At 56.6% G+C, this 14,892-nt stretch carries 11 protein-coding genes; 3 read left to right on the top strand and 8 right to left on the bottom strand.

Features of this window, described 5'->3' with window-relative positions; translation table 11 throughout:
* The first annotated feature begins 522 nt into the window (after nt 1–522).
* Together RKE50_RS03430 and RKE50_RS03425 are read left to right on the top strand one after the other, a co-directional pair.
* The gene (locus RKE50_RS03430; RefSeq protein WP_502937867.1) at nt 523–1,737 is read left to right on the top strand and encodes a phosphoribosyltransferase-like protein; all 1,215 of its coding nucleotides are present in this window, start codon (nt 523–525) and stop codon (nt 1,735–1,737) included.
* 437 nt (nt 1,738–2,174) lie between these two features.
* Nucleotides 2,175–3,056, top strand: coding sequence for a reverse transcriptase family protein (locus tag RKE50_RS03425; RefSeq protein ID WP_350034438.1), 882 nt, complete (start codon nt 2,175–2,177; stop codon nt 3,054–3,056).
* Nucleotides 3,057–3,185: 129 nt separating this feature from the next.
* Here the strand turns inward: RKE50_RS03425 and RKE50_RS03420 are convergent, their stop codons facing one another.
* From RKE50_RS03420 to RKE50_RS03395, 6 genes are all read right to left on the bottom strand, one after another.
* Nucleotides 3,186–4,430 carry a hypothetical protein gene (locus RKE50_RS03420; RefSeq protein ID WP_350034437.1) on the bottom strand — a complete coding sequence of 415 codons (1,245 nt, stop codon included), beginning with the start codon at nt 4,428–4,430 and terminating at the stop codon, nt 3,186–3,188.
* 313 nt (nt 4,431–4,743) lie between these two features.
* Nucleotides 4,744–5,445, bottom strand: a complete 702-nt coding sequence (locus tag RKE50_RS03415) for a hypothetical protein (protein ID WP_350034436.1) — start codon at nt 5,443–5,445, stop codon at nt 4,744–4,746.
* Between the two features lie 755 nt (nt 5,446–6,200).
* Nucleotides 6,201–7,124, bottom strand: coding sequence for a hypothetical protein (locus RKE50_RS03410; protein WP_350034435.1), 924 nt, complete (start codon nt 7,122–7,124; stop codon nt 6,201–6,203).
* A 53-nt stretch (nt 7,125–7,177) separates the two neighbouring features.
* On the bottom strand, nt 7,178–7,795 hold the full coding sequence (locus RKE50_RS03405) for a hypothetical protein (protein WP_350034433.1): 618 nt from the start codon (nt 7,793–7,795) through the stop codon (nt 7,178–7,180).
* 344 nt (nt 7,796–8,139) lie between these two features.
* Nucleotides 8,140–8,481 (bottom strand): hypothetical protein, encoded by a 342-nt coding sequence (locus RKE50_RS03400; RefSeq protein WP_350034431.1) that lies wholly within the window; start codon nt 8,479–8,481, stop codon nt 8,140–8,142.
* A gap of 52 nt (nt 8,482–8,533) precedes the next feature.
* Nucleotides 8,534–10,057, bottom strand: coding sequence for a fibronectin type III domain-containing protein (locus tag RKE50_RS03395; RefSeq protein ID WP_350034430.1), 1,524 nt, complete (start codon nt 10,055–10,057; stop codon nt 8,534–8,536).
* A gap of 956 nt (nt 10,058–11,013) precedes the next feature.
* On the opposite strand from RKE50_RS03395, the gene RKE50_RS03390 reads away from it, so the two are divergent.
* A complete protein-coding gene (locus tag RKE50_RS03390) occupies nt 11,014–12,150 on the top strand; it encodes a helix-turn-helix transcriptional regulator (protein WP_350034429.1) in 1,137 nt (378 codons plus the stop codon).
* 115 nt (nt 12,151–12,265) lie between these two features.
* Here RKE50_RS03390 and RKE50_RS03385 read toward each other — a convergent pair whose 3' ends face one another.
* Nucleotides 12,266–13,396 carry a hypothetical protein gene (locus tag RKE50_RS03385; RefSeq protein ID WP_350034427.1) on the bottom strand — a complete coding sequence of 377 codons (1,131 nt, stop codon included), beginning with the start codon at nt 13,394–13,396 and terminating at the stop codon, nt 12,266–12,268.
* Nucleotides 13,397–13,627: 231 nt separating this feature from the next.
* Nucleotides 13,628–14,851, bottom strand: coding sequence for a site-specific integrase (locus RKE50_RS03380; protein ID WP_350034426.1), 1,224 nt, complete (start codon nt 14,849–14,851; stop codon nt 13,628–13,630).
* Nucleotides 14,852–14,892: the final 41 nt, after the last annotated feature.

The following is a 14,892-nucleotide window of genomic DNA, read 5'->3' as shown; positions in this document are numbered from 1 at the left end:
TCCCGTTGCTGTAGGTAACTGGTGGCTGCCGGGGCATGACCCCCGGACGAAAAAAAGGGGCTACATCGCTGTAACCCCCTGTCTCCTCTCGGAATTTGGCTCCGCCTGCTGGGCTCGAACCAGCGACCCACTGATTAACAGGATGGAAGATAATCACGACATATAGGCACTAAGTTACACATTTTTAACGCTTTTATCTACAGATTTTGCCCTGCGCGCCCGAACCCGAACCGTATGCCGACCCTGGCGGTGGGGGAGGGGCCGACCTGGGGCGGTAAGTGTAAGAGCGGTAAGGGATTTTCCGACCCGAACTCCGAACGGAGTCCGAACCGAGGGCTTCCTCGTCAGCCTAACCCGGCGACTCCAATGCCCGATGGCCTGCAATCGCCTAGGACCCACGGAGCTTTGTTCGGTCGTCGATTTTCGCTCAGGTTTAGGTGCTAGTAGGTGAAAGGAATTAGGTTTGCTGCATGCGGCATGTGGGCTGATAATCTGCGAAGAAAGATACCGTGTGGTGTGGAAATGTTATCCAGTAGCGAAGCAGCGCGTGACTGGCTAACTCGTTTTTCAGATGAAGAGCGAGAGACGGCAGTTTCACTTATCGATGAAGTGCTGCTTGTGAGCGCTAGCGAATTTTTCCAGAGTATCGCGAGCAGTATTGATGAAATACTCGACCGGGGGGAAGCTAACAGACCACTGGCGCTATATGCGGAGAGGGAAGTCGAGTGTCGTGATGGCCAGGTTCAACCGATATTTGCGGGCGCTCGACATGGTCGTGCGGTCGGGGCTGGACCAACCCCGATCCTTTTCGATCCTGATCGTCCTGCGGTTGGCAGCGAAGGCATCGTCGCAAACCTGATTACGAACCTTTGTCGCCATTATCGCGGTAGTGCGCTAGACCATCCGGGGCCCGACGAGTTGCGAAGGCGTAGGGCGGGTCCCATTATTGTTATAACCGACTTTATCGGCTCGGGTAAACGAATTTGGCAGATGCTTGAGGCGTTTCGTGGCGTCGCGACCGTGCGGAGTTGGCGCTCTTTTCAATATATCGATTTTTATGTAGTAGCTTATTCGGGGACCGAAGGGGGTATTCAGCGGGTCAAGACTAACCGTTTACGCCCGGAGGTAATCACGGTAGCGGGATGCCCTACAATTCGTAGCGTTTTTAGTCGCTCGTCACGCACCGGGGTAAACCAACTATGCAAAAAGTATCCGCCGAATCATCAGTTTCCACTTGGTTATGGTTCGGTCGGGGCATTGATCGCGTTTGAGCATGGAGTGCCTAACAACGCCCCCCCCTTATTGCACAGTGGCCGCGGTCAATGGACACCGCTGTTCACAGGGCGAAGCACGCTTGGAGCCATTCGGGAATTTCCTGGAACGAACAATGAAGATATTGCAATCAGGGCAAAGCGCTTTCTAAAGTTACGCAACGCTGAAGACTACCTCGAGACGTCCCTTGGGGCCCGGTGGATTGAAACGATGCTGGTTCTAGCAGCGATTGGTGCGGGCGCTCGTACGCTGGACCAAATTTCGGCTAGGACCCATTTGCGGTTGGAGGTCGTGAAAGAAATCGTAGAGCACACAGAAATCGCAAAGTGGACGACGCGTGAGGTCAACCTTACAGCGCTGGGTCGGGCGGAGCTCCAAAGACTACGTAATCGTCGCGCGCGCAGTCCAGTTGTTCTCCAAGGAGAGAAAATCGTCTACTATCCAACGCAGTTGAGGGCCCGGTGATGGGACCTAGGAATGCGCTGTCTAGGCAGCGACTGGTCTTTATGGGACCTGGAGCGTGGGATTTCCCGCGTTCGATCAGCGGAGCGAGATTTACACGCTGCGCGATACCGCGCATCGCGGCATGCGATGCCTTCGTCGCGATCCGCGGTAGCACCCACCGGAGTGGGTCAAAGTAGGTGCCGTCGCCGGGCTCTCAACGCTACCTCACAGAGGGGCGCCGCCAAGGGGTTGATGAGTCCGTCCTTGTTAATGCGGTTCGAACTTTTGAGCGTATCCGAACAACAGACCCTCGAATTACTCCGGTCCTGACGCTCAGGCATCTTGCATACCTATCAGACACCCCATACCAATACCTTCGAGCCCTCGTAGGCCGACGTCTCGAGCCATACAAACACTTCTACCTGAAGAAACGAGTCCCGGGCGGGCGTGGGGCTCGAATGATTAGTGTCCCCGCGCCTTCTTTGATGCATCTTCAAAAGTGGATCGTGAACAATATCCTTCAGTTCACCACACCGCATCCTACAAGCCACGCATTCCATCCTGATTGCCGACCCTATGAGGCCGCTGCTGCGCACTGCGGGTGTTCTTGGCTACTCAAAGTGGATGTAGAGGATTTTTTTCATGGTATCTCGGAGAGAAGGGTCACGAGGGTATTCCAAGATATAGGGTTTCCCAAGCTGCTATCGTTCGAGTTCGCACGGTTGGCGACGTTCGCGATCGACCGGGTCGATGGTCGTCCCGATCCGTCGAGACGTTGGCCCGTTATACCGCTATATCAATGCAGAAATGAGGGAGTCTTACCTCAGGGTGCCCCGACGAGTCCCATGCTATCGAATCTAGTGATGTATACAATGGACGCAACTCTGCAAGAGCTCGCAGAGCACCACGGTTTTAGATTCACACGTTACGCAGATGACCTCGCATTCTCGTGCAAGGACAGAAAAGATATCTCTGAGATTAGGCGTTTTAAGAGATTGGTTCTCAAGTCGCTTAATGAGGGTGGGTTCAAGCCTAACCATAGGAAAACAGCTATTCGTGGTCCGGGCTCTAGACGAATTGTATTAGGGATGCTGGTAGACAGTGATCGACCGCGTTTGCCGCGGGACTACAAAGACAAGATTAGACTTCACCTTCACTTCTTACGTAGCGCCACCCACGGGCCTTCTGTACACGCCGCTGCGCAACGGACTTCGATTTCTGGAATCTATCATCACGTGCGCGGTTTGATATCTTGGGCGCAGACAGTTGAGCCGGACTTTGGAGCGTCGGCGATGCACGGCTTTGGCGCTATCGAATGGCCTCCACTCGGTCCCCAGTAGGGTCGTAGGAGCGGAATGTAGATAACAAGGAGCTAGCTTTCATCGTTCTTCGAGAAGCCTGTAAATCTGACCAGCCATGATTGTGGCATGGTGATACAGTAGTAGGGCAGGATCCTTGGCGTCAGGTGATCACCACCCATAATCCGGCTCGGGCCCGGTCTCGGACAACGCTGTCATGAGCAGCGGAGACTCCTCATCGATATCCAGCTCCCGAAGCAGCTTCTTGATTCCTCCGAGGTTCAGTGCCTTTTCGACTTCGATGGCATAGGCAGCGATCTCTTTCTGCAGCCACTGGATGGCCCATGCCTCATCGTCGGCCTTCGTTTCTAGATACGCGAGGAGTGCCAGCACGTCCGCCCGGGAGCGCACGAGCCTGGCCATTTCGAGTATGCGCTTTTCGAGTCTCTCGGCCCGGCGCCTTCGTTCCCGCCTACGTTGGCGCTCTGCTTCGGCTTCTGCAGCGGCTCGTGCTTGCGCCTCCAGGTCCAGGCGCTTCTCTCGCAGAGCCGGGGTTACGGCTTCGGCCCACAGGATCATATCGGTCAAGCGATCCTCGACCTTGTGCTTCGAGGTATCCCGCCACTGACGCGTGATAGTTGCGCTGCGGTAACCATGGCCGCATGCATCCTTGATGGTTATTGAGAGCCTGCCTGAGGGGAAGTAGTCCCAGATGCGATAGACCTTGCGATCGCTGTAGTAGTCCTGCGGGTAGCGCTTGCGATACTCGTCACGCTCGGCCTGCTCCTTCAGCTCCCGTGCCGTCGGTTCGTGCGGTTCTTTCCGGAGTGGCTCCTTCACATAGATCCGGAAGCTCTCTCCCTCGAACGACCAGCAAAGGTGCTCCTCTTCGTACCTAAAGGAGTGCCCACGGGTAGCAGCACCCGAAGCGAGGGCAAAGAGCAGTATCGAAAAGCGATCGGTGGCTTCCTTGCCCAATGTGATATGTGGGCTGTAGATGTCGCCGATGACCCTTTGGCCATTGGTGTTCTCATGGACCTCCCGCAGGGCTCGGCGCAGGTCGACCACTACAGGCAGCGGTTTCTTGGGTAGCTCCTCTGGAACCTGGCAGGCGGTTTCCAGGGCGGTGCGCTCAGCCTCAGTGATGGGAAGGCCTTCCTGATCTTCGTAATGGTTGCGGTAAGGCTCCCTTGGGTAGAGATCCACGATTGCATCCGCGGGCGTGTCCTTGGTAGGCAGTTTCGGTTGGCGCACCTTCTTGCCATGGGCAATCTTCATCCAGTAGCCGACCGGAGGCGTCGGGATATCATGCTTCTTGCAGTGCTTCTTGATGGCGACATCGGAGACGCCATAGTCCTTGGCGATGTGGGTCACCGGTTTGGACCAGACCAGTTCATAGAGATCTTGGCGTGTCATGGCTGCGCTCCCTAAACGGAACCATGACTGAGATTCTTGCGCCTGAGTGAGGAAATCAAGCCCCGGCTAGGCCAGGCTTAACCTTGCGGCCAGGTCGCTGACGAGATTACTGGTAGATGCCCCCTGCATGTATTCCTGCCAGAGGTTTCCACTGTGGAGGTCGTCCTGCTGCCGATGAACCAGCTTCCTCGGGTGGTAGCCCGCTTTTCAGACACTTCGAAGAGACCAAACTGGGGCGCCCGAAATCTCTAAAACTGGGGCATCTGACCCCCAGCGCTTTCCGGGATGAAGCAGAAGGGGGCTGGGCGGGAGCTCACCACCAGCCGGGCTCGCTCACTATGCCGTACAAGTGCGCTGCCTTTGTGCCCGTGATAGTCCAAGCCTCCTGCCGGGAGCAGTAGGACATCATTCTGTCGAATACTATTTCTGCATAATCGGGGCCTAGCATTTCCAGTAAATACTGTTTTAGCCCATCAGCAACTTTCCCTGAACTATGACAGGTGATTTTTCCATCCTCCCCAACTGTGTAGGGTGCATGCAGCGCCAGCTTAGCGCCATACTCAAAGTGCCGGTGTGAGCCCCCGAGGAATGCCAGGGCGCAAGAGGATGCGCATGTCTTTCCGTTGGGAACGATAGTAAGTGCTCCGTAGTTTCTGAGGAGTTCCCCTAGATATAACCCGTGAATTATCTCTCCTCCAGGTGAATCAAGCGTAACTCGCAATCGATCACCCGGACCCGGATCAGAGGGTAGAGGACAGAGATTCAGCCCTTGTATGATCTTACTGATGGCATAGGAGCTATCCATGCTGATGATTCCACTGACGATGAGGGTCGCCTGATTGGGAGTAGTGCATGCGCAGTTCCCGCGACTCACATATGCCTTGATAAACAGCTTGTCAATCCGGTACTCATCAACGCGATTTGATTCACCCCACTGGCTACAAGTTTTTTCTTCAGCAATTACATATGGAGTGAGTAATATTAAGAGAACAATCAATGCGAGGCGAGTAAGCACGAAAAATCCTTATGGCGATGGCTGCAAGATCAAGTGAATATCACTCCGTTGTGTTTTTCAACGGTCCTCATGTCGATGTCGACATGTCTCGCTCTTAGGGTAGGGTTGCCACGCTTTTTTAGTCCCCGCAGCTGTCATGCTTAGCGTGGCCATTTTACCGATGTTCCCGGGAGCGCCTCGTCTGATAATTGTAGCTAGCTTATTAGTCTTCCAAGATTTCAGTTCCCCAGTTCTGATGCCGCTTGGCTTCGGATAGGAGATCTATATTCGCTATCTGAAAACCTGAAAACCTGAAAACCTGAAAACCTGGGGTCCTGAGTTGTTATGCAGTCTTTGGATAAGTCGATGATTTTCTTGGCAGCCCTGATGATTAGCCTAGGTTCCGCGCACCATTCGAGGCTCCGGTTGTTTGCCTGCGGCCGACGGACACTAGCGCCGCTGACAGTAGGCAACTAACTCGAAGAAAACTAATGATTTTTCCAGCCCCTGGCCACTTCGAGTTGGCTGACTCCGGTGTTGTCGGGCGGATCAAGTCCAGGCGGTTTTGGGGCAATTCATATAGAGCTGGCGGGGGTAGGGCGCAGGGCTATGGTAACTGCAAGAAACCAATGGAAAAAACAACCGAGGGCTATCGTGATGATTTCAGATTTTCAGATTTTCAGATTTTCAGTTTCCATCCGTGGCCTTGTAGGCCGCCATCACCTCCCCGTAGCTGCAGTGCCATGAGATCGTGGAATCCGATGCCCGATCGAGGGTCAGGCGTTCGGAAGTAGCACGAGCGGTGCCCGTTCTTCATTTTCGGCAGCTAGTACATACTCCCTCCCAGACAGGCGCCTTGCATGCAGAGTTTCGATAAGGAATGGCGCCGCCGCCGCGGTTTCTTGCACTTCCCGGACGAAGTCGACCATCTCCTGAGCTTTGTTCTGGCTATCTATGATGCTGGAGGCGGATTGCCTTTCGCTGTGATGCGGCTCATTCAACAACTGCGCAAGCCTCACTGGGCTCAATTCGTCGAACGCTGAATCGTATTTTTCCGAGACGGTGCGTGCGTGCACTTCAGCACCACGGAGGTCGTCGGCTAGCAGAAACGCCCGGGTGGCGGAGTTATTGCTCAAGCACCAGGCTCCGATGAGCGTGTGAAGGAGCGTCGCATCCAGGACGTTCTGGTCGAGTTCATGCTCCAGCTCTAGGCGAAATGGCTCGCTGGCTTCAATGAACTGTCTTCCAACCCGTTGCCACTCGTCGTTACCGGCACCTGACAAAAAGTTCTGCTCGGCGACGGATAGGTGGCCGTGCAGGGACGCCAGCATGTCGCGTATCCTGGCTTTCGCGAGGCGCTCAAACTCGATTTCCACCGCGGCTCTAAAGTCTTGGATGGATTCACCAACTGCCGCCACCTTTTTGTTTAGTGAGGCGAAGCCAGCTGCACTCACGCCGATGCCCGCAACTGCTGCGCCCAGTGTGGCGAACTGCAGGGCCTGCATGAATGCCAGCATGCCTTGAATCTTGACCAGCTGAACGTTTGCGACGATTGATGAGATAGACGAGACGGGGCCGAACGGGCCACCGCCCAGCGTACTCAAAGCCTTTCCGGCGAGCCCGGTTTCCTGAACGTGCGCGACGATCTTCCCGGTACCGGCATCCTTCAGAATTGTGCCGTAACGAACCAGGTCGCCCATGCTGTGCGCTGCTTGGAATTGGTCGGGTATCTGAAAAAGGTACCGGGCAGCCGTCATGCAGAAGTCCCCAGTTGTTCGCCAGCCGTCGTCCGTATCACCTCTTGCAGCGCCTGATTCAGACTTGGCCGTTCTTCACTACCCTTTAAGATCATCGAGTCGAGGTGCGAGCAGATCTTCTCGTGGGCCCTGCGATTTGCGCGTTCCCTGTATGAGGCCAATCGACTGCCGCCGAAGATGAGCGCCCCGCCTATCAGGGTCACACCAAGCAGTGCGGCAGGCCAAACCATCGCGGTGATGCCAAACAGCCCGAGGAGTCCACCAGCTGAAGTGACAGAGGCCGAGATTGCTGATGGCATGGCGATGAATCCCGCTGCAATCGGGCCCAATGACCCGGCTAGGTCGGTCACCTGCTGAAGACTTCTGTCTCCCTCAAGTGAATGCTCCGACTCGTAGATCCCGCCTCGTTGGCTCACCACTGCTATTCCCTCGCTGGAGGCGACGCGGAGGATATCGACAGTCTGAACCTCGACCCAAGGTTCGACGACCTCTTCCGCTAGCTCTTTGAGCCAGTGACGTTGCTTGAAGAAAAACTTCCCCGTTGGCAGAGCGGTGACCCAATCCCAGACTTCTTGCTTGAGACCGGGGAGGTTCTGGCGTAGGACCGATTCCACCCGCAGTTCTTGCTGGTCCCTCCACCGAAGCAGCGCGCGCTTCCTGTCCAATACATTCAGTCGGTCGCTGGGTGTGAGTGCGCCAGGCTGACGTGCTTTCGAGGCCGGTGTTGGCTTGTTTTTTGAGAATAGCGACCGGAACACTTATTGCTCGAAGTGGCGATGAACACGGCCAATCAATAGCATGAACGAGTGCCGATCGCTACATGCCCACGACATACTGACCTCTGCACAGATACAAGCATGCCCCCTAGCTAGGGGTAGGGCCGTGAAGTAGGCAATTCTCCTGGGGTCGAGACCCCGAAATGGTGACGAATCCAGCCGAGGTAGGTGCGCGGCATATGCTAGCTCGACGTCCGCCTGAGCCCACCGCGGACCAATGTGCCCAGCACATACAGCGCCATGAGGGGGATCAGCGCGGTCTTCACCAGCATTGAAGTCAGCAGTGCGATGATGTTCGTTGCATAGTCGTTCATCGCGACCTCGAGCCGCTCGAAACGCTTGGTCCACTCGGTGGGCGATACCCAGCTCTTCGCCAGGCCCCAGAAGGAGCAGGGCTCCCCGGCGCGGAGCAGGCGAGCGCAGTTGAGGGCGGCCTCCTGGCTATCGATGTCATCCTCGCTGTCGCGAAGTAGCCGCTTTGCCCCCAGCAGCTCGAACTCGATGGCGTCCTTCTCCGTGTCCAACTGGGCAACCCTGCTATCAGGTGTCAGAGCAAGACCCAGGGGTTCCTACTACTCACTGAACGGCTCCTCGGGTGAAATCGCAACGTCCGACCAACTCGAACTCTAAATCAAATGTGTCACCGCGAATGTCGATGTCGCTAGGTTCACCCATTGCGGTTCTTTCAAATGAGCCAAAAATGCATTGACGCTCAGGGTCTTTCGGCCCGTCCTTGTCATACTGCCAACGGGGTACGCAATCTATAGTTGAGTCAGGGATGTTGAGTTCCCTCAACCACAGCTCTAACTCAAAACGTTCAGTCGCGAAACCGGGAACTTCTGGACGAAAATCAGACACAGTACTGTAAACATATCCGTCTATTGACTGGCTGGTTTCGCTCGCATCCTTTACGTATTCTAGCGATAAGTCGAAGCTGGCAAATCCAACGTTTACTCGAGAGTTCGCGAAAACTCCCTCCGTATTCGCCACCCGATACTGGCGTGAGGCTGACAGCTTGCGCACGAATCCCTCGTCGATAGGGCTCGACTCGCAATCTTCAATCCATTTGGCGAGGGTCTGCGCGCCGTCGGTACCCTCATTACTATTCGCAAGGACAGTAACGGCATTACTTGGGCCTGCAAACTTCCCGCAGCCGCTTGAGTTGCAAGCCCTTACATAATAAGAGTAGGTACTATCGCCCTTGACGGCGTTATCGATGAATTCTGCAGGGCCGGGTTTCTTGGCGACTCGCGACATCTTCCCGCCATCTTCTCGCCGAAAGACAGCGTAGCTACCGGCATTATCTTTCTGTGCCCACGTAACAAGGATCGATTGATTTGCGCCGAGCGCGGCACTTACCGGACCAGGCCGGTCAGGCACGCGACCGCCAGAGCCTTCGTTTGATAGATCGATGCTGGCAGGCTTGCTCCAAGCTCCGCACTGCCCCTGATCACATGCTTTTACTCGATACTCACGAACACCCTTTAGTGCGATCCCCGTGTCCAAGAATGATACATCCGTCACACGGGTGAGGAACGTGAAACTCCTTCCAGGAAGCTTTTTCTGAATTCGATATGCACTCGCGCCAGGCACCGATGGCCAAGAGATCACTACACCATTCGCATTTGAGTCCAACGAGACCTTACCTACCTCCAGCGAGTTACCGGCCGAATTAGAGTCTGAGCAAGCAGGCACGACTGTCTCATATGACCTTAGGCAATTTCCCGACGCAGAGCACTGCCTGACACGGTAGCCGAAACTGAACTGCGCAGGTGCATTATTGTCGACGAAATCCTGATTGATACTGCAATCACTCACGTACATTTCATCGGGATCCGGGGGCGGCCCGAACGGGCCGTCACCGTCAAAGGGTGCAACGCTACGAGGAAACCTACAATCATTACGTTGAACAATCGTCCAATTTTTCTGGCCTTTCAGTCCGAGTGTTCGATTTCGTTTCCATATTCGAATATTGTTAGCGAACCCGACTTCGGGTTGGGCTACGATGTCGAAGCTTATTTGTCCCGTTGCACAGTCCCGGGACACATCACTTCCTGGGCGGTTGTCAACAGAACCCAGGCCAATATCCACGTTGGCCATTGGGCGCCCGGGTACGGGCACCATGCCCGGGGGATGCCATTGGTCCCAGTAATAGTCTGTTCCATTGATGTCGGGATAGAATCGAATTTCATAAAAAATTCGCCGTCCGGTTGCCCAAGAGCCAATATCGTTATCCTGGACTCTTGTAGTTGTGATGCCTGCCTCGTTCCGCAAACTCGCCGCTAGACTACACTCTAAATTTACGTCAGGGCCCCAGCAAGCGTAGATGAGGATTCCCTCAGCCTCCACCACCTTATTCCAGCTCAACGTTACGTCTAGCCCTCGGTTGTTATATCCCTCAGCATACCCAAATGGCACGTGTAATCGCCCAGCGAGTTCAATTGAGGATAGGTTTGTACCTGAATAAGTCCTTTCAGAGAAGGTAGCAGTTGCAGAAAATAGCGCGACGACGAGAAACAGTGGGAGGTTTAGAAATGAAGTAAGCTGACAAGCAGGTTTCTGAACACATACGGACCGTCGAGCAAGTGTTTTCGATCGGTTCATTGCCCATCGAGCTCTTTCTGCGGAGGTGTCGCGGTGTGATTTGCTGCTTGTGAGCTTGTGAATTTCTTTTTCCATTACCAAATCCGCCGATGATTATCCGTGGCATCACTCTGACCATGAACTCTTGGCACGTATGCGATGTCCACATCCAAACCAAGCTAATCATGAATCCGCTTCGAGGAACTCAATTTCATTGCAGTTGCAAGAGAACATGGGCCTAACTCTACAAAGTCGCATCACTCATCTGGGTGAGATTTCTACCGCAAGTCCTTTACTGGCTGCACAGCTTGCTTCCAGCTTTCTCGGATCCAGTGCTCCTTACGAGGACGTGGCTATGCCCTTGATCTTGGCCATCTAATCGCTCGTATCGTTATGAAGCAGGACACGCCGAATCTGTGGGTCAAGTAGCGGGTTTGCTTCCTCGTTGTTGATCATGAGTGCTAGAAACATACATGGAGGCCGGACAATTGCTTGATGAAGATTTGGAGCTGATCGAACTGGCCTATGCGGCAACGACCCGTGAGGCCACCCTCATGGATTCTGTGAAGCGGTTTCTTGAGCTCCAGGGTGACCCAGGCGGCGCGATGTTCCATTACGATTCAATTACGGGTCAGGTCAGCGATACTGAGGTTGTGGCGTTGGACTCAGGGCAGGCAATAGCGATTCAGGAGGTATTCGATAGTTACTCTAGTGACGCGGGGCAGATCGAAAACCCTCTGATAACAGCGGGCTTAGCCGATCTCTTGGACGGCAAGGTGCTGATCAACGACGATGTCCTGCCCTTCGAGGAACTCAAGAGAACGGAGTACTACAGATCGGTTCTTGAGCCGCTTGGCGTCCGATGGACCATGGGCTGGATCGCGGCTGGAAAGGGTCAGCGCTGGATGACATTCACCTCCTCTCGAGCTCGGGAAGCTGGTGAGTACACCCGTGAGAATGTCAAACGCGCGGAACTTTACCAACGGCACATGGCACGTGTCATACACGTGCTGGAGTTGCTCGATCATGCACAGGAGACAAAGCAGATATTCGAGCAGTCTGCAGACAAGCTGCCGCAGGCAATTGTGCTGATTGATGATGCAAGGCGCATTACGTTCTGCAACGCGGCTGCCCGAACCTTGCTCCACAACAGCAAAGCATTAAACGACCGAGATGGTGTGTTTTCTGTCGGCAGGACCACCCACGAGCAAGGCAAATTTGAAAGCTGGTGGAACCTGCTGGTGAGCGCCGTGGCTGTAGATGGCGCGCAGTTCGACGACGCAGACATGGCGCCAGTGTGGCAGATTGATGTAAGTAGGCTCGGATCAACGGCAGCGAAGAGAGGAACGGGCCGTAGATGGATGGTCACGTTAAAGCAGCGGCCGGATGCAGGTGATACACCGCTCGCCTATCTTCAAAGTCAATTTGAGCTCACCCCGGCAGAAGCCCAAGTCTGCGCGAGCCTCTGTAAGAATGGTGATGCTGTCTCTACCGCTGCAATCCTGAACCTGTCTCCCAACACAGTTAGGTCGCACCTGAAGAGCGCTTTTCGAAAAACGGGGACCAAGAACCAAGTCGAGCTAGCTATCAAGCTTGTGTCGGGTCGGTGAGCCGCGACGGGTGCAATTGTTGTGTTGGCTGTAGGTGCGATGGTGTTTGGTGGAGGGGGCAACATGACCGTCTTGTTTCAGTAGCGATTCGGCTCCGAGCGCATAGTCACGCATTTTAGATTGTCCGCCGGAGGCCCCCACGCACCACCGCCCCCAGCACATACAGCGCCAAGACGGGGATCAGCACGGTCTTCACCAGCATTGAAGTCAGCAGTGCGATGATGTTCGTCGCATAGTCGTTCATCGCGACCTCGAGCCGCTCGAAACGCTTGGTCCACTCGGTGGGCGATACCCAGCTCTTCGCCAGGCCCCAGAAGGAGCAGGGCTCCCCGGCGCGGAGCAGACGAGCGCAGTTGAGGGCGGCCTCCTGGCTATCGATGTCATCCTCGCTGTCGCGAAGTAGCCGCTTTGCCCCCAGCAGCTCGAACTCGATGGCGTCCTTCTCCGTGTCCAGCTGGGCAACCCGCTGGCCCTCGTCACAGAAAGGGTTGTACTGACAACCCAGCGGGAGGTTTTGCCGGGCGGCCGTAAGTTCTGCCTCCTTGAAGCCCTGGTCACTCAGCAGCCCATCCACCCGCGCTTGCCTGTCGGCCATGAGACTGCGTAGCCCAGCAAGGCGCTCCTCGATGCCATCGACATCCGCTTGCGTCGGTGCACCGGGGTCTGCGGCGCTCATGGTGGCCAGTTCAGAGCTCAGTTCCTGCATGCCCGCGTGCCGCGCCTGATCCGCCTCTGCCAGGAACACCTGGTCCACCGCCGCGCTCGCCAGCACGGTGAGGCTTAGGGCAAACCGGATAGCGGCAGTGACCACCAGGAACCGGAACGCCGGCCGGAAGTAGGGGGCAAGGGGGGTGAGCGTGCAAAGCAGCAGCACGAGCAGGTTAACCGTTAGCAGGAGGCTGAAGCCGGCATGGGAGAAGATTGTCAGGAAGATCTGCTGGAGTGCCAGGGAGCCCAGGGCAACGACCAGGATGGCCGAGAACCGTTCTATGAGGTCGTTGATCGGGTCGAGCACCTCGCCCGCCGAGATCGTCATGACCATGGGGTTGAATTCCGTGCCCTGTAGCAGCGATACGGAGGCGTTGATCATGCGGGCGGTGGCGTAGACGACGGCCCCGGTGGTCAGGGCGTCGTCGAGGTAGGCCTCCGACTGCTCATCCAGGACGCCCCACCAGGAGGCGACGACGATGAGCAGGGCACAGGCGATAGCGACCCAGCGGGCCGGGGTGAGGGTCAGCGAGGACATAGGCGAAGTCTCCGTCGAGTTATCTTTGCATCTGAATTTACTTTGGGGTCGGGGTAGCGCAAGGGGGTTGCCGGGCTTTTTCGGTAGGGCTCCCTTGCAGGAGCCGGTAGTGCTGGGGGAGGGGAAAATCCCGGTAGGGTGGTTGCGGCTTTATATAGCGCCCCGCGGGGTGCGGGCGATACCGGGACTCCTGGATAAGCTGAGAAAGGGGGGACTATGCCCCCCTGTCGGTCACGATGCTGCTTCCTGGGCCTCCTCGGTCTCGCCCACGTCCTCCTGGCTCTCGGCCGCCTTCGCTGCGCGGTCCAGCACCGTGTCGATGCTGTTCGCCGCTTCCTGCATTGTGGCCGTCGAGAGGTGCGCATAGCGCTGCGTGATGATCGGGGACGCATGCCCTAGCTGGGCCTGGACCTCGTACAAGCTGCGACCACTGTTCACGAGCATGGACGCTGCGCAGTGCCGCAGGTCGTGGAGGCGGAGGTGAGGCAGGCCAGCGGCCTTGCGGAGGCGCTTCCAGACCTTGCTGATGCAGGTCATGCGGTCCCCCCGGCTGCTCAGGAATAGCCAGCCGCCACGTTCCCGCCCCGGGAGGGACTGCAGCACCGCGAGGGCCGTGTCATTGAGGGGCACCGACCGCACCTTGCGCGATTTTGCCGTGGTCGAGGGGATCGTCCAGCGGCGAGCGGCCTCATCAATGTGCTCCCAGCGGGCATAGAGCGCCTCGGATTTGCGTGCCCCGGTCGCCAGGAGGAACAGGCAGACGCTGCACACGGCGCGGTTAGGGTCGGTGCGTAACACCCGCAGCAGCCTGCCGAGCTCCTCATCGGTCAGGATGTGATCGACCTGGTTGTCCTCGTGGAACAGCTTGATGCCTGCCGCGGGGTTCCGGGTCACCACCTCCCACTCCATCGCCTTGTTGTAGGCGGCCCGGATGAGCTTGACGTAGTGGTTGCAGGTGGCCGGGGCGAGGCCCTCATCGAGGAGGCGCTGGTGGAAGGCGACGAGCTGCTTCCGGGTGAGCTTGTCCATGCGGACCGGGCCGAATTCGGGGATGACCCGTAGCCGGCAGATGGACTCGTCGGAGATGTAGCTCCGCTTGGTGCGCTGGCTGTAGGGCAGATACTGCTGCTCGAGGAAGGCGCCCAGGGTCGGGATGGCCTGCTTTTCCTTGAGGGCAGCAGCCGGGTCATCCCCCCGCAGCACATCGGCCTTGATGGCCATAGCCCGTTGCCGGGCCTCTTTGAGGGTGAGCTCGTTCGTCCTGCCGATCCGGACGTGGCGCCGGCGGTTGCCGCCGTCCTTGTAGCTCATCACGAAGGTGCCGACCGAGGAGCTGGCGCTCGCCCGGATATGGAAACCCGGCAGGTCGGTATCGTTGTACTCGATGGCAGTGCGCTCCCCCGGCGGTGGGGGGAGCGTGTCGATGAAATGTTGCGTCAGTTTCGTTCTGGGCATGATGGTCAGTCTCCTGTCTAGGCCGTTGGGCATATCGTGGC

This window comes from Pseudohaliea sp., assembly GCF_040217025.1.
GTDB lineage: Bacteria > Pseudomonadota > Gammaproteobacteria > Pseudomonadales > Halieaceae > Pseudohaliea.
The sequence above is the reverse complement of the archived record's forward strand: the minus strand, read 5'-3'. Positions and strand labels throughout refer to the sequence as shown.